At 54.2% G+C, this 22,756-nt stretch carries 18 protein-coding genes; 11 read left to right on the top strand and 7 right to left on the bottom strand.

Annotation, left to right across the window (positions count from 1 at the left end):
• The first annotated feature begins 45 nt into the window (after nucleotides 1-45).
• Nucleotides 46-513: a YpsA SLOG family protein gene (locus ACJJJA_RS14805; protein WP_444905148.1), complete on the top strand. Its 468-nt coding sequence runs from the start codon at nucleotides 46-48 to the stop codon at nucleotides 511-513.
• Here ACJJJA_RS14805 and adiC read toward each other — a convergent pair.
• Genes adiC through ACJJJA_RS14785 form a run of 4 tightly spaced genes read right to left on the bottom strand, consistent with a single transcriptional unit; the run spans nucleotide 503 to nucleotide 7,788 of the window.
• Nucleotides 503-1,999 (bottom strand): arginine/agmatine antiporter, encoded by a 1,497-nt coding sequence (gene adiC, locus ACJJJA_RS14800; protein WP_444905250.1) that lies wholly within the window; start codon nucleotides 1,997-1,999, stop codon nucleotides 503-505. The two genes, ACJJJA_RS14805 and adiC, sit on opposite strands and share 11 nt — an antisense overlap.
• Nucleotides 1,996-4,302, bottom strand: a complete 2,307-nt coding sequence (locus ACJJJA_RS14795; protein ID WP_444905147.1) for an Orn/Lys/Arg family decarboxylase — start codon at nucleotides 4,300-4,302, stop codon at nucleotides 1,996-1,998. Before ACJJJA_RS14795 ends, adiC begins: the two co-directional genes overlap by 4 nt.
• A gap of 48 nt (nucleotides 4,303-4,350) precedes the next feature.
• Nucleotides 4,351-6,063, bottom strand: a complete 1,713-nt coding sequence (locus ACJJJA_RS14790; RefSeq protein WP_444905146.1) for a thiamine pyrophosphate-dependent enzyme — start codon at nucleotides 6,061-6,063, stop codon at nucleotides 4,351-4,353.
• Between the two features lie 27 nt (nucleotides 6,064-6,090).
• Nucleotides 6,091-7,788 carry an FMN-binding glutamate synthase family protein gene (locus ACJJJA_RS14785; protein ID WP_444889992.1) on the bottom strand — a complete coding sequence of 566 codons (1,698 nt, stop codon included), beginning with the start codon at nucleotides 7,786-7,788 and terminating at the stop codon, nucleotides 6,091-6,093.
• Nucleotides 7,789-8,151: 363 nt separating this feature from the next.
• Here ACJJJA_RS14785 and ACJJJA_RS14780 point away from each other — a divergent pair, with 363 nt between their 5' ends.
• The gene (locus ACJJJA_RS14780) at nucleotides 8,152-9,435 is read left to right on the top strand and encodes a condensation domain-containing protein (RefSeq protein WP_444886526.1); all 1,284 of its coding nucleotides are present in this window, start codon (nucleotides 8,152-8,154) and stop codon (nucleotides 9,433-9,435) included.
• Between the two features lie 101 nt (nucleotides 9,436-9,536).
• Here the strand turns inward: ACJJJA_RS14780 and ACJJJA_RS14775 are convergent, their stop codons facing one another.
• Nucleotides 9,537-10,688, bottom strand: a complete 1,152-nt coding sequence (locus ACJJJA_RS14775) for a saccharopine dehydrogenase family protein (RefSeq protein ID WP_444905145.1) — start codon at nucleotides 10,686-10,688, stop codon at nucleotides 9,537-9,539.
• 404 nt (nucleotides 10,689-11,092) lie between these two features.
• On the opposite strand from ACJJJA_RS14775, the gene ACJJJA_RS14770 reads away from it, so the two are divergent.
• The 4 genes from ACJJJA_RS14770 (at nucleotide 11,093) to ACJJJA_RS14755 (ending at nucleotide 15,518) form a co-directional block, all read left to right on the top strand.
• Complete coding sequence (locus tag ACJJJA_RS14770) at nucleotides 11,093-12,367, top strand: NAD-dependent epimerase/dehydratase family protein (RefSeq protein WP_444905144.1); 1,275 nt, start codon at nucleotides 11,093-11,095, stop codon at nucleotides 12,365-12,367.
• An 18-nt stretch (nucleotides 12,368-12,385) separates the two neighbouring features.
• A complete protein-coding gene (locus ACJJJA_RS14765) occupies nucleotides 12,386-13,690 on the top strand; it encodes a condensation domain-containing protein (protein ID WP_444905143.1) in 1,305 nt (434 codons plus the stop codon).
• Between the two features lie 74 nt (nucleotides 13,691-13,764).
• Nucleotides 13,765-14,592 (top strand): glycosyltransferase, encoded by an 828-nt coding sequence (locus ACJJJA_RS14760; RefSeq protein ID WP_444905142.1) that lies wholly within the window; start codon nucleotides 13,765-13,767, stop codon nucleotides 14,590-14,592.
• Nucleotides 14,589-15,518 carry an NAD-dependent epimerase/dehydratase family protein gene (locus tag ACJJJA_RS14755; protein WP_444905141.1) on the top strand — a complete coding sequence of 310 codons (930 nt, stop codon included), beginning with the start codon at nucleotides 14,589-14,591 and terminating at the stop codon, nucleotides 15,516-15,518. Before ACJJJA_RS14760 ends, ACJJJA_RS14755 begins: the two co-directional genes overlap by 4 nt.
• Nucleotides 15,519-15,550: 32 nt before the next feature.
• Here the strand turns inward: ACJJJA_RS14755 and ACJJJA_RS14750 are convergent, their stop codons facing one another.
• Both ACJJJA_RS14750 and ACJJJA_RS14745 read right to left on the bottom strand, forming a co-directional pair.
• Entirely contained in the window at nucleotides 15,551-16,276 is a 726-nt protein-coding gene (locus ACJJJA_RS14750; RefSeq protein WP_444905140.1) for a UDP-2,3-diacylglucosamine diphosphatase, read from the bottom strand.
• 35 nt (nucleotides 16,277-16,311) lie between these two features.
• The gene (locus ACJJJA_RS14745; protein ID WP_252082100.1) at nucleotides 16,312-16,821 is read right to left on the bottom strand and encodes a peptidylprolyl isomerase; all 510 of its coding nucleotides are present in this window, start codon (nucleotides 16,819-16,821) and stop codon (nucleotides 16,312-16,314) included.
• Nucleotides 16,822-17,033: 212 nt separating this feature from the next.
• On the opposite strand from ACJJJA_RS14745, the gene ACJJJA_RS14740 reads away from it, so the two are divergent.
• The 5 genes from ACJJJA_RS14740 (at nucleotide 17,034) to ACJJJA_RS14720 (ending at nucleotide 22,674) form a co-directional block, all read left to right on the top strand.
• Nucleotides 17,034-18,707 carry a glutamine--tRNA ligase/YqeY domain fusion protein gene (locus ACJJJA_RS14740; protein ID WP_444905139.1) on the top strand — a complete coding sequence of 558 codons (1,674 nt, stop codon included), beginning with the start codon at nucleotides 17,034-17,036 and terminating at the stop codon, nucleotides 18,705-18,707.
• A gap of 87 nt (nucleotides 18,708-18,794) precedes the next feature.
• Nucleotides 18,795-20,171, top strand: a complete 1,377-nt coding sequence (cysS, locus tag ACJJJA_RS14735; protein WP_444905138.1) for a cysteine--tRNA ligase — start codon at nucleotides 18,795-18,797, stop codon at nucleotides 20,169-20,171.
• A 114-nt stretch (nucleotides 20,172-20,285) separates the two neighbouring features.
• On the top strand, nucleotides 20,286-20,474 hold the full coding sequence (locus ACJJJA_RS14730; protein ID WP_108733723.1) for a DUF3012 domain-containing protein: 189 nt from the start codon (nucleotides 20,286-20,288) through the stop codon (nucleotides 20,472-20,474).
• 15 nt (nucleotides 20,475-20,489) lie between these two features.
• Nucleotides 20,490-21,917 (top strand): Wadjet anti-phage system protein JetA family protein, encoded by a 1,428-nt coding sequence (locus ACJJJA_RS14725; protein WP_444893396.1) that lies wholly within the window; start codon nucleotides 20,490-20,492, stop codon nucleotides 21,915-21,917.
• Nucleotides 21,910-22,674 (top strand): DUF4194 domain-containing protein, encoded by a 765-nt coding sequence (locus ACJJJA_RS14720; RefSeq protein ID WP_444905137.1) that lies wholly within the window; start codon nucleotides 21,910-21,912, stop codon nucleotides 22,672-22,674. The genes ACJJJA_RS14725 and ACJJJA_RS14720 overlap by 8 nt, the downstream gene beginning before the upstream one ends.
• The last annotated feature ends 82 nt before the right edge of the window (nucleotides 22,675-22,756 follow it).

Genomic DNA, 22,756 nt, shown 5'->3' with positions numbered 1-22,756 from the left:
AGAGTTTTAGCGCAGAACTTTCAATCCTATAGGTTTGATTTGGCTATGAGTTTCAAACCAGAAAAAATTATCAGCGGTGGGCAGACCGGTGCCGATACTGGTGGCTTGATCGCCGGGCAACGATTGGGTATTGCCACCGGTGGTACTGCCCCGCAGGGGTATTGGACCGAAGTTGGAGAGCGCGCCGATTTTCTCAAAGGCTTCGGGCTGATTGAACTGGCATCTGGGAATTTAGCAGAGCGCACTCGGGAGAATATCCGTAATTCTGATGCAACTTTGATTTTTACCGACAATCCCGGCAGTGATGGTACCTCTTATACCATTAAGTTTTGCCGGGAGCTGGGTAAACCCTTTCTGGTGATTGATCCCTGGGATGACTGTTGCAAACAAATCCGCGATTTTATCGGTAAAAATAAACCTTATATTTTAAATGTGGCTGGGAATAGGGAATCAAATTCTCAGGGAATTACCTGGCGCACGGCCGAGACCATACAGCGGGTATTTAGTGGTTAAGTGGCTGAGACTGTTGGCTCGAGACTTGTGGTTGAGGGGCGCGCAGGCGAAGCTCTAGGTCTGCATGCTGGCCCACGGAAAACCAGAAAAAAAAGCACAGCGCAGTGATTGTTGCGCCGAGGGTAAAGTATTGCACCCACTTTGGCTCCGGCCCCCCGGGTAGCCAGTGTTTCTCTTCGACGCTGCGGCGGCGATTTAATATCAGCGCGTAGAAAATAACGGTGGCAATAACAAATATCAGCGACCAGCGTGTCTGCTGGCCATCGGAGCCCACCAGTGCTACCAGGCAATAGATAGCGGCAATTAGTAGTATTACAGTAAAGAGTGTGTATTGTTGCTGCGGTATTTTGCCGTAAGCGAGTACCCGCAGTGCAATTGCCGAGTAGATATAGGGCAGTAATGTCATGATGACCGCCACCGAGGCGATCTTGCCAAATTGCTGGCTGGCGCTGGGAGAAATGGTGGCGAGTACCAATAGGGACATCAGAATGGCTACCAAAGTCAGACCGACAGAGGGCACCCCTTTAGGATTGGTTTTGGCAAAGGCTTTAGAGAAGAGACCGTCATCAGCTGCAGCCTTGGCAGATTGCCCCACCAAAAGAATCCAGCCGCCGAGAGAGCCGATACAGCCTACTGCTGCACAGACTGCAACAATATTCGCGGCGGTATTGCCTAACGCCAAACGTGCGGCGTCGGCAAAAGGTGCCGAAGAGGCGATGAGTTCTTTGTTAGGCAGCATGCCCATAATGACCGAAGAACTCAGGACATAGGCTACCGATGCCAGCAATACCCCGCCAACAGTGGCGATCGGCACATTGCGGCTGGGGTTTCTCACTACTGCTGCGGATACAGATGCGGTTTCCACGCCGATAAATGCCCACAGGGTAAAGGTGAGCGTGGCCATAATTGCACTGGCATTGCTCTTGCCGGAGACATTCCAGCTGGCGTTGAATGTCTGGCTATCAAACCAGAACCAACCGAAGAGTGCTGTACCGAGAATGGGAATAAACACCAAACTGGTGGTGAGCGACTGGATACGACCAACCATGCGCGGCCCGAGGATATTCGCGTAGGTGAGTAGCCAGATCATGGCCACCTGGGCCAGGGCAAAGGTCATAGGGTCCTGGAGCGGGGGGAAGAAATGGGTGATATAGCCCAGCCCGGCGGTGATCAGTGCGACATTGCCGATGACATTGGCCAGCCAATACACGAGGTTGGTCTGGTAGCCGATATAGTCACCAAACGCCCTGCGTGCGTAGGCATAAGGGCCTCCGGCGGCCGGGTCCAGGGCGGCAAGGCGGGCAAAAACCAGTGCTAGTGATACGGCGCCCACGATGGTGATCAACCAGCCAATCAGAGAAATGCTGCCTATAACTGCCAAGTTAGCAGGCAGCATAAATACGCCGGAGCCCATCATATTGCCGGCCACCATCAGCGTGGCTGGCACCAGGCCGATTTTATTACTCTCCGCCGTCTGGGGGGTTATGGCGCGGTCCCCCGGTTCAGGGTGTAGACATGGTAGTGCCCCTTGTGTACTTCGACTCCGTGGTTGTCATGGCCGAAGCCGGGAAACTCCCGGTCGAAGGACTCCAGCACGCGTAAGTATTCCAGGGCAGGACTGCCCTCGCTGCCAAAATTTTCCCCCGGCATCAATAGCGGAATACCCGGTGGGTAGGGAATAACCCCGGTTGCTGCGCTGCGCCCTGCCAACTGGCTCAAGGGAAGCAATTCCACTTCGCCGCGCACCAGGGCTTCATAGGCCTGAACGGGGCTGCAGTCGGCCTGTGGCAGAGCAGAAAAACCAGCGGACATTTTTGCTGTGCTGCGCAACTCCTTCATACGGTTAAACATTTTTTGCGCCAGGTCGCGTAGGCCCATATCGGCATAACCAGAGTGTTTGGCCAACAGATTGGGCAGACACTGGCTGAGAGGCTGATTGGCATCGTAGTCCCGTTTGAAGGCGAGTAGTGCGTTGATCAGCGTGCCCCATTTGCCCTTGGTTATGCCGATGGAAAATAGGAACAAGATGGTAAAATCAGTGGTCTTCTCGACAATAATGCCGAGGTTATCCAGGTACTTGCTGATAATGCCGGCTGGAATACCCCATTCCGCCAGCTGACTGTTGCGCTGCATGCCCGGGGTAGTGATGGAGACCTTAATGGGGTCGAGCATGCAATAGCCTTTCTCTAGCTCGCCGAATCCGTGCCAGGAGTCTCCGGGATTCAACAACCAGCAGCTGGCTTCGCTGCACAGTAGCTCTGTAGGTGCGCTGTGAAAGGCGTATTTCTGGCCGCTTGAGGGTTCTGTTACCTGATCCGGCTGCCAGCCATCAAAAAACCACTCCCCTTTTTCCCCATACTCTCGTTTCAGCCGTGCCAACACTTGGCGAAAAGCCACCGCCTCAGCGATAGATTCGCCCGTGAGCGCAGTGCCGCCAGGGCCGTCCATCATCGCCGCACTGACATCATTCGAGGCCATGATCGAGTAGAGGGGTGAAGTGGAGGCGTGCAACATAAACGCCTCGTTAAAGCGACCGTGTTCGATGGGGCTGCGCCCATCGCGGATATGAATCATGGAGGCCTGCGATAAGGCCGCCAGCAGTTTATGTGTGGACTGGGTGGCAAATTTTGTCGGGCCTGTGTGAGGCTCATCGTCCTCGCTGTCGTACATCGCGAAGCGATCCCGGTAGATCGGGTTGAAGCGCGCATAGGCGTACCAAGCCTCATCAAAATGCAGCCGGTCTACGGACTCACCCAGCAATTCCTCCACCCGGCGCACGTTATAGCAGAGGCCGTCATAGGTGGAGTTGGTGATTACCGCATGTACCGCCCGCTGGCTATCGGCGCTGCCCGCCAGGGGATTGTTAACAATGGCCTCTGAAATGGCTGCTTTCGTCAACTGATCCGGGGGAATCGGGCCAATCAAACCGTAGTGATTGCGCAACGGTATCAAGTAAGTTGGAACAGCGCCGGACATGGTGATGGCATGTTCTACAGACTTGTGACAATTGCGGTCGCACAGGGCTAGCTGGCCGCGGGTCACAGAGGCCATCACAATCACGCGATTGGAGGTGGAGGAGCCGTTGGTGACATAGTAAGTGCGATCTGCGCCGAATACCTTGGCTGCGTAGCGTTCCCCTGCGGCGATGGGGCCTGTGTGATCGAGTAGGGAGCCCAGCTCTGTCACAGAGATGGACAAATCTGAACGCAGCATATTTTCGCCGAAAAAATCATAGAAGGCGCGCCCTGCAGGGGACTTTAAAAATGCGGTGCCACCAGTGTGGCCGGGCGTGTGCCAGGAGTATTCATGCACATGGGAAAAATGGGTCAGGGCGGCAAACATGGGCGGCAGCACCGCTTGGCTGTAGCGCCTTATTGCACCCTGGATACGCCCACCGATAAAAGTGGGGGTGTCCTCCAGAATCCAAATGAAGTCATTGGCCAGCTCCAGTGCGCGGCGCGGCATATTGCTGACGGTTTCACGGTCTGCCAGCAGAAATACCGGCAGATGCAGATTACGTGCTCGCAACTGCTCCAGTACATTCAGCGCGGGGGGGTGACCGCTGCCGGGCAGTTCCCAGTTCAGTAGCAGGCATTGTATTGCCGGGTTGGCGCGCAACATGGCACTGGCATCGTCACTGGAAACCGTGGTGATCAGGTCGATGCGGCGCTGCGCCAGCTCCTCTTGCAGGCGTGTGGCGGCGCGGCCAGGAGCGCTGTTGCTGGCGATCTCCCCACTGGCGAGCAGGGCCAACATATTGGTGGGCACTTGTTTTCCGAGCTGGTGCATGAACCTCCCGCCTGGGTTGCGTCTCGGGTCGAGTTGACCGGCTCCCCGTCAGCGCAGAAAGTTGTCTTTCAGCAGGTCGACCACTTCATCTGCGCGTCCGTTGAGTATGGCCTTGAGGCCAAATAGCGCGGTGGAAGACACCTGCTGCGCTGTCACCTCCGGGGGCATCACCAGTTCCAGCCGGTTTACAGTGACGTCCAGTAAGGCAGGTCCTTTGACTGCCAGCCAGCGTTTCATCGCGTCTTCGAGATCACCCGCTTTCTCGACTTTTTCTCCAGGAATACCAATCACTTCCGCCATGCGGCTGAAGTCGGGGTTCTGCAGGTCGGTGTAGCTATCCAGCAGCCCCTCGATACGCTGTTCCATTTCCACAAAGCCGAGGGAATGATTGTTAAAGACCAATAGTTTGAGAGGGATTTTTTCCTGCACCAGGGTCAATAGATCGCCCATTAGCATGGTCATTCCGCCATCGCCACACATCGCAATTACCTGGCGGTTGGGGTCTGCCTTAGCCATACCCAGACCCTGGGGGTAGGCATTGGCCATGGTGCCGTGGGAGAGGCTGGTGAGGAAGGAGCGCTTGCCATTGGCGCGCAGGTGGCGCAGCAGCCAAACCATGGGAGAGCCGCCATCGGCGGTAAATGCAGCTTCGTCGCTGGCGAGTTTGTCCAGGGCTTGGGCAACGTACTGTGGGTGAATCAGTTTGGGGTCTGGCTCGTGGCCGCGCTCTTCTAACTGCTCCAGGTCTTTTTGATAGCGACCGAGCAGGTCCTGGAGAAATGCATTGTCACTGCGGTCTTTTAATCTCGGCAATAGGGCTTCAATGGTCGCGCCGACATCGCCGACCAGGCCCATATGAATGGGCGTGCGTCGCCCGAGGTGGGAAGCCGCTATATCCACCTGAATAATGGTGGCTTTTTCCGGGTAAAACTGGGTGTAGGCGAAATCGTTACCCAGGCACAACAGCAGGTCACAGGTTTGAACTGCGCGATAACCGGCAGGGTTGCCGAGGATACCATTCATGCCCACGTTGCAAGGATTGTCGTATTCCAGATATTCCTTGGAGCGGGTGGTATGCACTATGGGTGCTGCCAGCTGCTGTCCCAGCTTAACTACTGCATCGTGCGCGAAGCGGCAGCCGATACCGCCATAGATAACAATTTTCTCTGCTTGGTTGAGCTTTTCTGCCAGCGCATCCAGCTCCTCATCAGTGGGGCGTGCTAACCACTGGGGGCGGTGAACAGCCCAGGGAATTGAGTCTTTGATCTTGGTCTTGAAGATATCGCCACTGACCTCAACCACCGCAACGCCTCTGTGGTTGAGAGCTGCCTGAGCAGCTTGGCTCACAATGCGGCGAGCCTGCTCAGGGTCGGAAAGGGTTTCACAGAATACTGCGCACTGCTCGTAAAGTTTGATCTGATCGACATCCTGTGGGAATCCCAACCCCTGCTCGGCTCGGTCAATGCGGGTGGCGATCAGCAATACCGGTGCGCCATTGCGGTGGCTCTCAAAGATGCCGTTGAGAAAATGCAGGCTGCCGGGGCCAGCGGTACCGGCACAGACACTGAGCTCCCCGCTCAAGTAAGACTCACCGCCCGCAGCCAGGGCACCCACCTCTTCGTGACGAACGTGGACCCACTCCAGCTTGGACTGGCGCACGGCGGAGGTGAAATGATTGATGGTATCGCCGACGATGCCATAGCAGCGCTTTGCTCCGGCTTTTACCAGGGCATCGACAATAATTTCTGAAACGGTCTCCATGGAAATCTCCAGAGTAAGGTGCAGGGCTTACAAGCGCCGCAGTGCGGAGTGATCATCGTGGTGAGCCAGGTTGACTGCGGGCCGGAATGAATCAGCCCTGGCGGCCTGCCACCAATGCCGGTAAGGCGTCTCCTCAGGGGCGTCTATCAAGGCGTTCTCATTGAGAAAGTGCCAGATGCGATCAATAGGATATGACTCAGTACCATTGATGCGGTGATAGAGATGGTAGGGTTGAAGGTCGCGCGGTTCGGTTAAACCGGCGGCGGCGACAATCTCCCCCAGGGCCTCTAGGGTCTTGGCCTGGAAAGCCGCCGCGCGCTTGCTCTGCACATCCACCACCAGGCCCCGCTGGCGCTTGGGGTCCTGGGTCGTGACACCGGTAGGACAGGTATCGGTGTGGCAGCGTCGAGACTGAATACAGCCGATAGAAAACATAAAAGGCCGCGCGGCATTGCACCAATCGGCGCCTATCGCCAGACAGGCTGCGAGTTCAGAAGCAGAGTAGATTTTACCGCTCGCCGCCAGGCGCACTTTATCGCGCAAGCCGGTAGCGACTAAGGCATTGCGGACTACGATCAGCCCCGACAGCAGTGGCATACCCACATGGTTGGATAATTCCAATGGCGCGGCACCTGTCCCCCCTTCGGCGCCATCGACCACGATAAAGTCGAGATATTTCTCTGTTTCCAGCATGGCTTTCATAATGGCCAGTACTTCAAAGACCTGCCCCACGCACAGTTTGACGCCCACCGGTTTGCCACCGGACAGGTTGCGCATCTGATCGGCAAATTCGAGCATTTCAATAGGGGTGGAAAACATCGAGTGGGCGCGTGGAGATACGCAGTCGACGCCCGGCTGGACTTTGCGGGTTGAGGCAATTTCCTGGGTAACTTTTGCTCCGGGTAATACACCGCCATGGCCAGGTTTAGCGCCCTGGCTCAGCTTAATTTCCGTCATTTTTACCTGATCATCGCAGGCTTCGCGAAAAAGGTCGGGATCGAAGCTGCCGTCATCCTTACGGGCACCGAAATAGCCACTTCCCAGCTCCCACACCAGGTCCCCGCCGTGTTTGCGGTGATAGGGGCTGATGCCACCTTCTCCGGTGTCGTGATAGAAGCCACCGATAGCTGCGCCCTGATTCAGTGCCTCAATCGCAGCGGCGGATAAGGCGCCAAAGCTCATGGCGGAAATATTTAATAGCGTTGCCGAATAGGGTTTTGCACAGCGGCCAGAACCCACTTCGATGCGGGACTTTATATCAGCCTCTTTGGCCGGGTTAATGGAGTGCGTGAGCCACATGTATTCATCACTGCGTACATCCAGCTCAGTACCAAAGGGGTGCATATCCGAGAAACCGTCGGCGCGGGCGTAGACCAGTCGGCGCGCCTCATAGCTAAATGGTCTGCCCTCCTCATCACCCTCCACTATGTAAGCGCGGAAGTAGGGGCGCAGATTCATAAATAACCAGCGTATGCGCCCGGCAACGGGGAAATTACGTGTCAAACTCCAGTTGGGCTGGAGCATGTCATAAATGCCCAGTAGCACTAAGAACAGGCTGAGTAGCAATGCGATCACCCACCAGGCATCGACAGCAATGGTGAGTATTAAAAATATCGGTGTCAGAACCAGGGCGGTCACTGGAATGATGGCGCGCTTGATTCCATTCCGACTGGCATAGGCGCGCCAGGCTGTGGAGATGATCATAGTGTGTGGGTTCAATCTCATTACTGGGAGTTCCGATAATGAACCTAGATCATCACAGGGGGCTTTGCCGCTATCGGTCCACGATCTGCCGCAAAACTGACCAACCCCAGTATGAATCTTGCCAATCTACTGTTTGTAGGCGCGTAAATACTGGCTTTAGGCATTGAGTGTATGCAGCTGTTTATTTCCATGCGGGGAGGCCTGCAATACTTAATAAGGGAACGGGCCTCTGAATAATTCAGTAATTTCAATTGAGGCTTGAAGGTCGAGTGGTATGGGGGTGGGCCTTTGCGAATGGCTGAGTCCTTTGCCGGAGCATTCCAGTAGTCGCCTAACAAGATTCTGGCAGAAATAAGATTGATTGAGCGTTCACGGGAGATAAGCATGTCGGGATGGAAGCATGCTGCGGATGTACCCTTATCGATTACCGAGAGGAGTATCTACAACTTACATTACCGAAAAGCCTTGGCAGATATGATCGCCCGTGCAATCAGTATCAGGGGCGCGCTCCAGATCGACCTGTTCAGAGAGGCGGTTCAACGAACTGTCAATACTTACCCCATTGTTCGTTGTCGCTATACCCGCGAGCCTGTTCGACGGATTTTTGCTGATGTCGAATTGGATATATTGGATGTTCGGGGCATGAGTGACTCTCATGTAAAGAGCTTCTTAACCCAATACAGTAATGCGCCAATAGCACTGGATACTGATCAGCTGTTGAGCTTAAGCCTTATCCGTACCGGAGAGGATGAATACATCTTCTTAACGAAGTGTCATCACATTATTACTGATGGGATTAGTTTGTCACTGCTTTGGGGGTTGATACTGAGCACTTATCTAGACCTTGAGAGTGGGGCTGGTTTCCGTCCTCAGCCCGAAATCATTGATTACGCTGATTACGTGGATTTTGAAAATAACTACATCCGTAGCCAGCGGGGACAAAAAGCTCTACAACATTGGCAAAATAAGCTAGCCCGACAGAGAAGCGCGGTTGAGGTGGCCTCATCGGGGAAAACGGTCTCTCTGTATTGTGAAGACTTGGTTTGCACCCTGTATAAGAAAGAGTTCTCCCATATTAAAGAGCGGGCAAGGGTTGCCGGGGTAAGTCACTTTGTCTATCTGTGTGCAGGATTTCAGCAGGCTTTGTTCGAACTCTTACAAAAAGATTTTTGGATGAATACGAGCTTGTCACTGCGGGTAAAAAGAGAACATCGGAAGGTTTTGGGGCCAATGTTTCGCCAGGTAAATCTGGCAGTGGTAGCTGAGGAAACCTGGTTGAAAAAACTACGGCGGATGTGCAAAGAAATACACTATGCCGTGCGAACGGTTTACGTGGCTGATTCGATTGGTCCCCATGGCATTATTGGCAATAACCTGCCTGCTCCCTGCACCTATTTGATTAACTTTCTGCAAACAGAGGTACAGCAGGAGGGACTACAAGCGATTTATAACGATGCTTCCTCGAACTGGATCAACTTAAATGAGAGAGTAAAAATGCGCTCAATGAGTTTGCCCACCCGAATTACACCCTATGGAATCTATCTTTCTCTGGCGGCCTACGGTGGGCACCTTCATAGTAACTTTGTCTATAACGCCAACTGTTTCAGCCGCGACACCGTGCAAAAACTCAGCGATCGGTGGCGTTTTATCTTGGAGAATGGCTGTTAGGCCGAGTTTGCTTGAATTACTGCGCCAAAAATATCAGCAAACTCTCAGTGGGGATGGGCGCAAATCATTCACTTTGCACCAGCGTTGGCCTGGTTACCGCCCTAGCCGGCAAGTGCTGGCATTCGCTCGCGGGAGTGGGTCTCTATAGCCGTAACGATAGAGTGATCATTCAGTTCAAGCAGAATCTCATCCAGACTCAGTAACTGCCAGCAGGCTCTTGCTCCTGCCTCTTCCATTTCTCCGCGTAGAAACTTACGCGCCAGTGCTGCCGCTGGGGCTGCAGGAATCCAGGGGCCATCGCCATTTAGGCCTAATACCTGCCAGCTGCGCGAGGCGCTTTCTCCATGGGCATTTTCCCCTGTAGCACGCACGATCATGCCGCCGTGTGGCGTGCCTCCCGGCCAGCGGTCACTGATCTTATGGCCAAGTTGGGCTAGGCGCGCAGTGGTTGCCGGAAGTTGTAGGCGTGCCAATTGAGCGCAGGCGGACAGGCCGATTTGCAGGGTCAGAGGCTCAAGGCCAGTGGCGAAGCGAGCACTGTGCATCTTGGGAAAATGCTTCGGGCAGAGCTCTAGGTCGGGCACATCAAAGTCGCACAGCCAGCGTTTGCCCACTGGGTGGGCCAGGTTGATGGGGCGTAGATTTTTCCCTGCGTGGGATTCGCGCCAGTAGCCGCTCTGCAGCTGTGGAAAGCTGTGGCCAAGGGATTCAAAGCCAGCGCGTACCGTCGCCAGGCCGCGATCTATTCGGTGTGCAGGTGCTATGGCAATGTCTATGGAGTGAATCACTGGCAGTTCAAGCTGGATTTCGGCGATTGCGGCGGAGCTCAGCCCGGGCAGGCTGCTGGCGCCCGATACCATACTAATACCTGCGGCCTCTGCGGCGGGGGACAGTCGGTGAAAATCGCATACGAAACGACGACCATCGGAAATATCAATGTAAGGTGTGCGTGACTCGATGCAGGCTTTTGCAACCCGATAATCACTCTCTTTTTGGAAGGGGCCTGCGCAGTGAATCAAAAGATCCAGGTGGAGGGCTTTGAGTTGCGCAGCCAAGTTGACGGCATCTCTCTCCAGGCGTAAACCTTCGGCAAGCCCGCCGAGTCCCTCGGCACACTGGTCTGCCAGAGCCTTGTTGCGGCCGGCAATAATCAGCTGAATATTGGGCTCGGAGCTCAGCATTTGCGCAATGCGTGCGCCAAAGTTGCCGTAGCCGCCGAGTATTAATACGCGTTTGTTCAGGTTATTAATCACCTGGATCGCACTCCTCTCCCCTGAGGTTAGTTAGAGTGGATCATGCAATGGGGCAGTGACGTAAATCAAGAGAATCTTAGTGACTATTGATTAAATGACTGGCTGGCGGTTTATCGCGATTTGCCCTTGCTGGGTGAGTACCGCCGAATAAATAGTAATCCTTGGAGGCCAACTATGACGTAAAAAAGGTCAACGGATTACTCCCGGCAGTGTTCGTTATTCACGCCTTATCGGCTGTTAAAGAAAACCAGACGCTATCCCTTAGCCTTATCTAGTTTGGTGTCTTACAGGGGCTAATCAATGACACTATTCACTTACTTGGCGGTAACCTGATCGGCGGTCTTGTATATTATTTATTCATATCTTTTGGTGTTTGGCGCGGACTTTTCTCTGGGGAGGTTAATATGCGGCAAAACGGTAATGCCCATATTCTGGTGTTGGGGGGAGATGGCTTTTGCGGTTGGCCTACGGCCTTGTTTTTGTCGCGGCAGGGATACACGGTCACTATCGTGGATAATTTCTCAAGGCGTCGTATCGATGAGGAGTTGGGGGTGGAATCCCTGACACCGATTGAGAGTATTGGGCAGCGCCTACAGTGCTGGTGGGAGACGACCGGGCTAAATATCGGGCTGCACAGATTGGATTTGGCTTGTGACTACGAGCCGCTAATGGAGTTGATTGCCCAGACCCGGCCCGCTGCTATTGTGCACTTTGCGGAGCAACGCGCAGCGCCATATTCCATGAAATCCTCGCGTCATAAACGCTACACCGTTTCCAACAATATCAATGCCACCAATAATCTTCTCGCCGCGGTGGTGGATGCCGGCGTCGATAGCCATATCGTTCATCTCGGTACTATGGGAGTTTACGGTTATGGCTCTGCGGGCATGAAGATTCCAGAAGGTTATCTGGATGTGGAAATACCGATGGCAAACGGCCAGAGGGTGTCCCAGCAGATACTCTATCCCACTAACCCTGGCAGTATTTACCACCTGACGAAATCCCAGGATCAGCTGCTCTTTGCCTACTACAACAAAAATGATGGTGTGCGAATTACAGATTTACACCAGGGGATAGTGTGGGGGACACAAACCGTGGAAACCTCCCTGGATGAGCGCCTAATCAACCGCTTCGACTATGACGGTGATTATGGCACTGTACTGAACCGCTTTCTGATGCAAGCCGCTACCGGACATGAATTGACCGTACACGGTACCGGCGGGCAAACCCGTGCATTTATTCATATCTCCGATACCGTGCGCTGTATCCAGCTGGCGATTAACTCTCCTCCCGTCGCAGGAGAGCGGGTGCGTATCATGAACCAAATGACCGAAACCCATCGGGTGCGTGATCTCGCCAAAATGATTGCCGATGTGAGCGGAGCCAAGGTGGCATTTGTCGACAATCCACGCAATGAGGCTGCGGAAAATGATTTATTTGTGGAGAATGCCAGCCTCTGCAACCTGGGTTTAAAACCGACATTTTTGGCCCAGGGATTACTGGAGGAAATCTCTGAAGTAGCAGGGAAATATGCCTATCGCTGCAATGCAGAGCTGATCCCGTGTCGCTCTTACTGGCGCAACCACAAAGTCCAGGAAAGTACTCCAGATGTTGAGACACCACACCTGCACAAAGTACTTGAGGGGGCCCAGAATTTGATTCGGCCCACTAACTCTTAGACGACGATTGGAACTCCTATGCCAGGCTGGGATTGTTCTGCGCATGTGCCTCTGTCGATCACAGAGCAGAGTATTTACAACCTGAATCACCGCAAGGTACTGGCGGATCTGATTACCCGCGCGATGCGTATTAAAGGGGATGTAGATGTCGGACTGTTTGAGCGGGCTGTGCCCACGGTTATAAACGCTTATCCTATTTTTCGCTGTCGCTACCGGGATGAGCCGGCTATCCGAAGTTTTGATGATATCGAACTGGACTACATGGATATTCGCCATATGAGCGAGGCGCATATTACCAGCTTCCTGCGCCAGTTCAGCAGTTCCCCCATGGATTTAAATTCGGACCAGCTGCTAGGCCTCAGCCTTTTTCGTACCGGTGAGGATGAATATATTTTCTTGACCAAGTGCCACCACATTATTACCGATGGTATTAGCCTGTCTCTGTTGTGGGCCGAATCCCTAGCTGCTTACCTGGCAATGGGAGCTGGGAAACCCTATAAGCCCCGTAAAGAATCCACCGATTTTGCCGACTATATCAATTTTGAGGAGACATACCTTGGGACGGAGCGCGGGCAAAAAGCCAGTTACTATTGGCGCAATAAGTTAGAGTTGCAGAGAGACGTTGTATGGCAGGCTTCGCACCAAGAGATTGTCTCAATTAATTGTAGCGAGGTGACTCTCAGCATTGACGGGGCCGATTTTGCACAGATTCGAGCCAATGTCAGTGATGCAGAAATTAGCTTGTTTGCCTTCTTATGCGCCGCCTACCAGCAAACTTTATGTGAATTTCTTCATCATGACTTTTGGCTAAATACCAGCCTGTCTCTGCGCTTAAAGCGAGAGCACCGCTATATTCTGGGCCCCATGTTTCGCTATGGCAATTTGTCAGTTTGCAGAAATGAATCCTGGTCAGAAAAGCTCGTGCGTCTGTCACGAGAGATCCGGCATGCGATGCGCACGGCCTACGCCGCTGATTCAATTGGCCCTCACGGCAGTATCGGCCACAACCTCAATGCCTCAAGCTGCTTTCTTATAACCTTTCTTCAGGCGGAGGAGCATCATGAAGGATTTACTGCTGTGTATACCGGCGAAACTTCAGAGTGGGTAGAAATTAGTGAGAACTTGAAAATACATACGACCCCGCTGCCAACGCGTCTCACCCCTTACGGAATTTATCTCTCACTGGCAGTCTATGGCGGCCAGTTACGGGCGAGCTTTATCTATAATGTGAACTGTTTCAGTTTTAAGCAGGTGGAGAGCATTGCAGATCGCTGGTGCCTTCGCTCAATTTATGGAGCGGATGAGAAAATGCCTCCCCTGTGAGCCTCCCACGGGCATTTCTGAGTGCTAGGCAGTGCGCATACCTAACTAGTGTTAAACAGATTGCAGTAGCCACCATGTCTCGTTGTGCCTTTATTACCCTCGTAAACAGCCCGGATTATGTGATTGGTGCGGTTGCGCTAAAACGTTCGCTGGAAAGGGTGAGGGCTGCATACCCTTTGATAGCAATGGTGATTGCCGATTCTGTGGATACGGAACCGCTGGAATTATCTGGATGCCTGGTGCGGGAGGTCAGCCCACCAGATTTTTCTGAGGCATTTATCCAGCGCCACGAGCGCGCAGGACTTCACATGCGCGCGCCTTTCGATAAAGGGGAAAAACCGCGGTTCCATATTCCACTGAATAATTTTTGCAAGCTGTCCCTCTGGCAGCTGGAGGAATATGACAAGCTAATTTTTCTCGATGCAGATATGTTGGTACTGCGCAATATCGACCACCTGATGGGATACCCTGAATTTTGTGCCGCGCCCAATCTCTATGAAAACTTGGACGGCTTTGGCCGAATGAATTCTGGCCTGTTTACCGCCGTACCTTGTGTAGAAACCTACCGAGCAATGATGACCTTGTTAGACAAGCCGGGCGCTTTTTGGCGGCGCACGGACCAGACTTTTCTGCAGGCATTTTTCCCTCGCTGGCACGGTATGCCTTATATCTACAATGCCTTGCAATATCTGTATCTGAATCTACCGCAATTATGGTTGTGGAGTAGCATTCATGTGATTCACTATCAATACGAAAAACCCTGGCAAAAGGACCATACGAAAATGGAGCAGCTCAGACCCTTGATCGAATTGTGGTGGGCAGTCAATCAGGGTCGTGATATCGGTGCGAGAATCGAGCAGTTGACCCAGGAGCAGAGTCAGTCAGTGAGTAGTGCCCAGTGAATATCGGCATCACTGGCGCCAGTGGCTATGTGGGGCAGTTTATTGTCCGTTACTTTCTCGATCATGGTTATAAAGTGCGAGCACTATCCCGCACAGGTCATAAATCTGGGTTATTTCCTTTTGCTACAGGTAGCAACTTTGAGTGGGTTGCTGGCGATATGGCGGATCGTGCAGTTCTATCCAGGTTTGTTAGTGGTTTGAATGCGATAGTGCACTGCGCCTATGATCACTTGCCTGGGCGTTATCGTGGTGGGGAAGGGGAGAATCTTTCCGGTTATCTCCAATCCAACCTGAACAGTACGCTGCTACTGATGCAAGTGGCTCATACTGCCTCCGTGGATAAATTCGTATTTATTTCCAGCAGGGCGGTGTATGCCACGGGGTGTTTGCGAGGCAACTTGTACGAGCATCAGGCGGCCTTGCCCGATACATTTTATGGGGCTTACAAATCGGCGGTGGAAGCGATGGTTTCCGCTTGGGCCCAGCAGCGTCAATGGCACGCGGTCTCCCTGCGTCTCACCGGAGTCTATGGTGTGGTGAATCCCCTCGAGCGCAGTAAGTGGTATGACATTGCTCGCGCAGTGGTGAGCGGTGAGCCCTTCACTCAAACCAGAGTTGCCACAGAAGTACATGGGGAAGATGTCGCCAGGGCAGTGGAGTTGGTCCTATCGGAGGCGGATGCCAAGGGGAGGGCGGTGAATTGCAGTGATCGCCTGGTGAGTTACCGAGAGGTGGCGGAGATTTTGCAGTCCATGTTGGGTAAGCCTAGCCCTCTGCCCCCAGAAGCTCAGGGAGAGCGGCCAGCAATAATGGATTGCGCCTATTTACAGGCCAAAGGGTTCCGCTTTGGTGGGGCGAAGCGTCTGCGCCACAGCCTGCGCCTCTTGGCGGAGGCTGTGAAGCTCGAACAAAAGCTCTGTCACTAACTATTGGGAAGCTGGATGTGGGTAGCCCTGCTTCAGCCGATTGGCCAGTGCATCAGTTCCAATGTTTCCCCACTCGCTTTTAGGCACCAGGCATTGCGATCCCAGTCTCCCAGTACAATGCGCTCTGCTGCAGCGTCATCAAGTGAGAAGGGGTGGCGACCGGGCCTGTGGGTGTGGCCGTGGATCAGGGTATTTACGTTGTATTCACGCATCACTCTTTCCACTTCCTCAGGGGTAACATCCATGATGTCTTCCGCTTTGCGACTATTCATGGCTTTGGAGGCGGCGCGAATCTGTGCGGCGATAGCGCGGCGTTCTCCCAAAGGCTTGGCCAGCAACCCCTGTTGCCAATTGGGGTCCCGCGCCTGACGCCGAAAAGTCATATATTCCTCGTCGCGAGTGCAGAGGCTGTCGCCATGCATTAATAGAACCTTCCGGCTTGCCAGAGTGAGGGTAGTTGGGTCTTGCAGTAGCACCGCACCTGTGCGCTGGGCAAAATCGGTACCGAGCAGGAAATCGCGGTTGCCATGCATTAGGTACAGTTCCACCCCGGTGCCACTGTAGTGGCTTAACTCCCGCATCACCTCTTCAATCAGGGGGGCATCGTCGTCATCGCCAATCCAGGCCTCGAAGAAGTCGCCGAGAATATACAGTGCTTCGGCACCGGCGGCGGGGCCGCGCAGAAAATCAAAAAAAGCCTGAGTAATCTCCGGTCGGTTCTCATCGAGGTGCAGATCGGAAATAAAATAAATAGACAATGTCCCCGCCTTAGAGCCTAAATGGGCTCGAAAAATTACTTGTCTGCGTAGTCGTCAGAAATGCTGATACCGGTGATTTCGATGGTTTCCATGGGTACGTCCTGATGAAAGCCCTTGCTGCCGGTTTTTACGCTCTTGATCTTATTGACCACGTCCATACCGTCGGCCACTTTGCCGAACACGCAGTAACCCCAGCCCTGGGTGTCTTTGCTGCGGAAGTTCAGGAAGTCGTTGTCCTTTACATTGATAAAGAACTGGGAGCTGGCGGAGTGGGGGTCCATGGTGCGGGCCATGGCCAGGGTGCCGGTGTCATTCTTCAGGCCGTTGTCCGCTTCGTTTTCAATGGACTCGCGGGTTTCTTTCTGCTCCATGTCGGGGGTCATGCCGCCACCCTGAATCATGAAGTTGTCGATCACCCGGTGGAAAATGGTCCCAGTGTAAAAATCGTCACGGCAGTACTGCAGGAAGTTGGCTGCGGTCTTTGGGGCCTTGTCGAAATCCAGTTCGATAGCAATATCTCCGTGGGTAGTGTGCAAGGTGATCATAAAATGTCCTATGAGGGTTGATTTCGGCCGGCATGATACCTTTTAGTCAGGAGCTGTAAAACGCCGAGTCGCGATATCATAATGGATTGCCTAAAAAGTGTGCGCCAACAGCAAAAATCATCGTCTGGCGCTCAGCTAAATAGGATATTCTGTGGCTCAAATAGGGTATAATTCGCCGTTTATGTTCGCACAGCTGTAAATAAGAGAATCCTATGACATCCGAGAGCAAGCCCGCTCACTTTTTACAGAACCTTATTCGCGAAGACCTGGCAGAGGGCCGGGTATCCCAGGTGGCAACCCGCTTTCCACCGGAGCCGAATGGATATCTACATATTGGACACGCCAAATCCATCTGCCTGAACTTTGGTTTGGCTCAGGAGTTTGGCGGCACCTGCAATTTACGTTTTGATGACACCAACCCGGCTAAGGAAGAGGAAGAGTTTGTCGATGCGATTAAGCGCGATGTCTCCTGGCTCGGTTTTGAGTGGAATGGCGAGGCCAAATATTCCTCGGATAATTTTGATCAATTGTACGAGTGGGCACTGCACCTGATTAAAGATGGCAAGGCCTACGTCTGCGATCTGTCCGCAGAAGAAGCTCGTCACTACCGTGGCACGCTGAAAGAGCCGGGCAAAAACAGCCCTTTCCGGGATCGCTCTGTCGAGGAAAACCTGGCGCTGTTTGAAAAGATGCGCAACGGTGAAATGGAAGAAGGCCAGTGCAGTTTGCGCGCCAAGATCGATATGGCCGCACCGAATATCAACTTGCGTGACCCGATCATCTACCGCATCAAAAAGATGGCTCACCACCAGACCGGTGATAAGTGGTGCATTTACCCCAGCTACGATTTCGCTCACGGCCAGTGTGATGCGATTGAGGGTATCAGCCACTCCATATGTACTCTGGAGTTTGAAGATCACAAGCCCCTGTACGACTGGCTGATCGAGAACCTGCCGGTGCCTTCGCGCCCGCGTCAGTACGAATTTGCACGTCTGCACCTCAACTACACCGTGGTATCCAAGCGCAAGCTCAAGCAACTGGTAGACGAAGGCCATGTAGATGGCTGGGATGACCCCCGCATGCCGACCCTGTCCGGTATGCGCCGTCGCGGCTTTACTCCGGCCTCCATTCGCAACTTCTGCGAGATGATTGGTGTAACCCGCTCCGATTCCGTCGTCGATGTGAGCATGCTGGAGTACAGCATTCGCGACGACCTGGATAAAAATGCACCGCGCGCTATGTGCGTGATGGAGCCTTTGAAGATCACCCTGAAAAATTACCCGGAAGGTCAGGAAGAACTGTTGTCAGCACCGGGCCACCCAGTGCGGGACGATCTGCCGGCCCGTGAACTTCCGTTTGGCCGCACTCTCTATATTGAGAAAGAGGACTTCCGCGAAGAGGCCAACAAGAAGTACAAGCGCCTGGTGTTGGGCAAAAAGGTACGTTTGCGTAACGCCTATGTGATCTTTGCCGAAGAAGTCGTGAAGAATGATGCCGGTGAAATTGTTGAGGTGATCTGCTCGGTTGATCTGGACACCCTGGGCAAAGACCCGGCCGACGGCGTTAAGCCAAAGGGCGTTATTCACTGGGTATCTGCGGACAACAATGTCGATTGCGAAGTGCGCCTCTACGATCGCCTGTTCAATGATGCGGCGCCGGATGCCGGCGGTAAGAACTTCCTCGACTGCGTAAACCCGGACAACCTGCAAATCCTAAAAGGCTGTAAGGCGGAAATCGGCCTAGCCAAAGCGGAGCCGGAGCAGGGTTACCAGTTCGAACGCAACGGCTACTTCTGTCGCGACAGCAAGTACGGCAGCGCAGAAGCGCCGGTGTTTAACCGCACCATTGGTCTGCGCGACAGCTGGGCCAAAGAGCAAAACAAATAGTAAAGCGGAGGACTGCCCGAGCGGCAGTTTTCGCGGCTGGGTCAATGACTGGCCCAGCCACACAGCAAAAAGAATTCGAGAGAAAAGATGTCTCTACAGGTCTACAACACGTTTTCCGGGAAGAAAGAACCCTTCGTACCAATGGTGGAAGATCAGGTGCGCATGTATGTGTGTGGCCCCACCGTGTACAACCGCGTGCATATTGGCAATGCCCGCCCTGTGGTGGTGTTCGACACCCTGTACCGGGTACTGAAAAGAAATTTCAGCGATGTGATTTACGCGCGCAATATCACCGATATTGACGACAAAATCATGAAGACCGCGCGGGATAACGGCGAGGAAATCGGTGTGCTGTCGGCGCGCTATGCCCAGGCTTACTACGAGGATATGGCCGCGCTCAATAACCTGGAGCCGGATATTGTCCCCTACGCCACTCAGCACTTGCCGGAAATGATCGCGATGATCGAAAGCCTGCTGGAGAAAGGCCACGCCTACGCCGCCGAAGGCCATGTGCTGTTCGCCGTGGAATCCATGCAGGAGTACGGCCAGCTGTCCAAGCGCTCCCTCGACGATATGCTCGCCGGTGCGCGGGTGGAAGTAGCGCCTTACAAAAAGTACGCCGGCGACTTCGTACTGTGGAAGCCGTCCGCCGATGACGAGCCCGGCTGGGACAGCCCCTGGGGCCGTGGGCGCCCGGGTTGGCACTTGGAGTGCTCGGCCATGATCAAGAAGCACCTGGGTGACACTATCGATATCCATGGCGGCGGTCGCGACCTGACCTTCCCCCACCACGAAAACGAGCGCGCCCAGAGCTGCTGCGCCAATGGTGTGGATTTTGTGCGCTACTGGATGCACAACGGCTATGTAAATATCAATGGCGAAAAGATGTCCAAATCCCTGGGCAACTTCCGTATGGTCAAAGACCTGCTGAGCCAATACCCCGGTGAAGTGCTGCGTTTCGCACTGCTGTCTGCCCACTACCGTTCAGAACTGAATTTCAGTGCTGATTTGCTGGATCAGGCATGGCGCACCCTGGATACTCTCTATGGCGCACTGCGTGAAACGGAAGCGGTTGAGGCTGAAGCGGCAGATCTTAATGACACCGCCTTTATCAAGGCGTTGGAAGACGATCTGAATACGCCGATCGCCATCAGCGAATTGCACCAGATTGCCCGCGACCTGAACAAAGCCGATGAGGTGGATAAAGCACGCCTGAAAGGTTTGCTGCTGGCCGCTGCAGATATGCTGGGCATTCTCCAGCAAGACCCGGAAGCCTGGTTCAAACAGGCCCGTGGTGGAGATGAAGGTATTTCTGCCGAAGAAGTTGAAGCACTGATCGAAGAGCGCGCACAGAGCAAGAAGAACCGTGACTTTGCCCGCGCCGATGAGATTCGCGAAGAGTTAAAATCCAAAGGTGTGGTGCTTGAGGATAGCCGCGAAGGGACCAAGTGGCGCCGCGAATAGCGCGGTCCCACCCCGAGACACGGATAGACTTGAGACACCGATAGATTTTCCCCGGCTTGGCACATTGCGGCCGCCGGGGAAGTGAAATTCGAATTTCATTTGTAGAAGCGAACCATGAAAAAAGTATTTGTCCTGACCAGCGCTGTAATCGCCCTTATCGCACTGACCGGCTGTGAGCCCAAACGGGGTTCCGATGCCTGGTGCGAGAAAATGGATGGCATTCCCAAAGGGCAGTGGACTTTTGATGATACCCGCGACTACACAAAATATTGTGTCTTCAACCAAAAGCCGGAAGAGGAATAAGCGGGCCTATAGTCGTTGTTCTTCGTCGATTCCTACCAGCACTTCTTCCGCCCGCTGACCGGTAAATACCGCGAGCAGGTGGTTGAGTGCTTGCGTCTTTTGTATGAGCGTCTGTACACCGCCAAGGCTGACTACGGTGAGTCTTTGCTGCGCGAGCAGATCCTGGAAATTTTTGCCGAGGCCCTGACCCGCGCGCCCCAACTCGACAGCGAGGACGGTGTGCAGGACCCCGAGGGCCGCTTCCGCAACCTGCGCGATCAGGCCGTCTGGGTACTGAACAGCCTGGTGGAGTTCGGTTGGCTGGAGAAGCAGGTAGACAGCGCCACGCTCACCGCCACCTATCCGTTTAGCCGCCGGGGCCGCCTTTTCACTCAGCCGTTAGTGGAAGTAAATGGCACCCGCGTCCGCACCCGCCACCGCAATACCCGCAACACCTTAAATGCCCTGGAGGCCTTTGCCAGTCGAGGTGAAATCCACGACTTGATCGATGCCTGGGAATACTCCGAGCGTATTGTGGCGGATTTCACCGATATGATCGCCGAGCTGGAAGAGCGCAAGCGGGAAATGGTGAGGGAAGTGGAGGCCCAATTGCTGGTGCAGCAGGCCACCGATGAGTTTTTCTCCTTTATGGAGAGCCGCTTCCAACCGGACCTGGCTATCCGACTGTCTGCGGACAGTGTGGAGAAGCACCGCGATTCGATCAATCGGGTGATTGACTGCATTCGCCGCAAGGAGGATATGCAGAAAGCGGAGTGGGAGAAGCGCCTGCGCCAACTGCTGCCGGAGTTGGTGCAACCGGGCCACTCCCTGCTGTGGCTGATGCTCGATACCATCGAAGACCGCATGCGCCGCGCCTGCGAGGTGAAGTTGCCCGCTTTGCGCCGCGCACTACAGGGCTTTACCAAGCGCGCCGATATTATTATTCGCCAGCTCAGCTACCTGCACAGCCAGGCCGAAGGTGAATTTGCTGACCTGTGCCAGCGTCTCGGTGAAAGCCAGCAAAAAACACAAATTCTCGAGCAGCTGGGCGAACAGTTAGGCGGCTTCCAGCTGCGCCTGTTTGACCCCAAGCAAACCCAGCTGTGGCAGCGCAATCGCCGCCAACCGGTAAATACCCGGGTCGAAGATGAAACCCCCATCGGTGAGGAGAACCGCCGCGAGATCGAGCTGCAACAACTGCTCGACCAGGCGTTTAATTTCAACAACAGTAACCTGCGCGATTATCTGAGTGATGCCCTCGGCACCGGCCGCCAGATCAACAGTCGCAACCTGCCATTGCGCGATGCGCGGGATCTGCTCGCTATGAGCCATGTGATCGAAGCAGCGGCGGTGAACCAGAGCGGCGCCGCCGACCTGCAGGTGAAATTTACCGGTGAAATTGCCAGCAATGACTATTTCACCGAATTTGACGAATATATCCTGGAGCTGAAAAACAGTGATTGAACAGGCTTTGGAAGAGGCCCTGGCGCAGTGTTGCCTGAACCGCAGCGAATTTTCCGAGCTGCTGGTGCGCCTGTTGGATTACGGCGTTATCTGCCGGGATGAAAGCGTAATTGAGACCACCCTTTACGATCGCTTCCAGCGCTGCGAGCAGCTGGTGCGCGAGTGGTTGGCCCCGCTGGGGTTGCGTTTGCAGCACGACAGCCGTTTCCAGTTTATCCGCGTGTATCCGCCCGGCGCCGAAGTGCCGGGTCTGCCGGATCAGGAAGAGCCGCACCACGGCGGCTTCCGCGCCCGCCTCAGCCAACAGGAAGTGGCCGCGATTCTCGCCCTGCGCGTGGAATACGATAAAGCGCTGCGGGAAGGGCAGGTGGATGAGAGCGGCTGTGCCGCGCTATCGATGGAAGCCCTGGAACTGGGCATGCGCAACCTGCTGAAAATGTCCCTGCCAGATAAGCACGCCGAGCGTAAAAACCTGCTGAAGAAATTGCGCCAGCTGCGTTTGGTGCAGTTCAGCAGTGAAGAAGTGGAGACCAGTGCGGAAGTCTGGCTGCGCGTGCGCCCGACCATCGCTCACTTTGTCAGCGAGTCGGTATTGCACCAGCTGATCGACAGCGAAGTCCCGCCCGCAGTGGAGAGCGAGACCACTCAAGCTGATGAAATTGATGAGGTTGAAGAGGCGGAACAAGAGCAAGCGCTCGAACGCATCACTCCAGAAGTCGAAGATAGCAGCCTGTTTGAGAGTGAAGCCGCTTCCTAGATGAAAATAGAGGCCGCAGTAGCGGCTATAAAAAATCGAAAACATTCGACCGCCCGGGTTTGGGTAAATCGCGCCCGGGAGC

The organism is Microbulbifer mixtoriginis (SeqCode) (assembly GCF_052466865.1).
The sequence above is the reverse complement of the archived record's forward strand: the minus strand, read 5'-3'. Positions and strand labels throughout refer to the sequence as shown.

What these genes read in the sequence shown, in the direction of transcription:
- ACJJJA_RS14805 (WP_444905148.1), top strand. Translation starts at nt 46, where the DNA reads ATGAGTTTCAAACCAGAAAAAATTATCAGCGGTGGGCAGACCGGTGCC.
- ACJJJA_RS14795 (WP_444905147.1), bottom strand. Translation starts at nt 4,302, where the DNA reads ATGCACCAGCTCGGAAAACAAGTGCCCACCAATATGTTGGCCCTGCTC.
- ACJJJA_RS14790 (WP_444905146.1), bottom strand. Translation starts at nt 6,063, where the DNA reads ATGGAGACCGTTTCAGAAATTATTGTCGATGCCCTGGTAAAAGCCGGA.
- ACJJJA_RS14785 (WP_444889992.1), bottom strand. Translation starts at nt 7,788, where the DNA reads ATGAGATTGAACCCACACACTATGATCATCTCCACAGCCTGGCGCGCC.
- ACJJJA_RS14780 (WP_444886526.1), top strand. Translation starts at nt 8,152, where the DNA reads ATGTCGGGATGGAAGCATGCTGCGGATGTACCCTTATCGATTACCGAG.
- ACJJJA_RS14770 (WP_444905144.1), top strand. Translation starts at nt 11,093, where the DNA reads ATGCGGCAAAACGGTAATGCCCATATTCTGGTGTTGGGGGGAGATGGC.
- ACJJJA_RS14765 (WP_444905143.1), top strand. Translation starts at nt 12,386, where the DNA reads ATGCCAGGCTGGGATTGTTCTGCGCATGTGCCTCTGTCGATCACAGAG.
- ACJJJA_RS14760 (WP_444905142.1), top strand. Translation starts at nt 13,765, where the DNA reads ATGTCTCGTTGTGCCTTTATTACCCTCGTAAACAGCCCGGATTATGTG.
- ACJJJA_RS14745 (WP_252082100.1), bottom strand. Translation starts at nt 16,821, where the DNA reads ATGATCACCTTGCACACTACCCACGGAGATATTGCTATCGAACTGGAT.
- ACJJJA_RS14740 (WP_444905139.1), top strand. Translation starts at nt 17,034, where the DNA reads ATGACATCCGAGAGCAAGCCCGCTCACTTTTTACAGAACCTTATTCGC.
- cysS (WP_444905138.1), top strand. Translation starts at nt 18,795, where the DNA reads ATGTCTCTACAGGTCTACAACACGTTTTCCGGGAAGAAAGAACCCTTC.
- ACJJJA_RS14730 (WP_108733723.1), top strand. Translation starts at nt 20,286, where the DNA reads ATGAAAAAAGTATTTGTCCTGACCAGCGCTGTAATCGCCCTTATCGCA.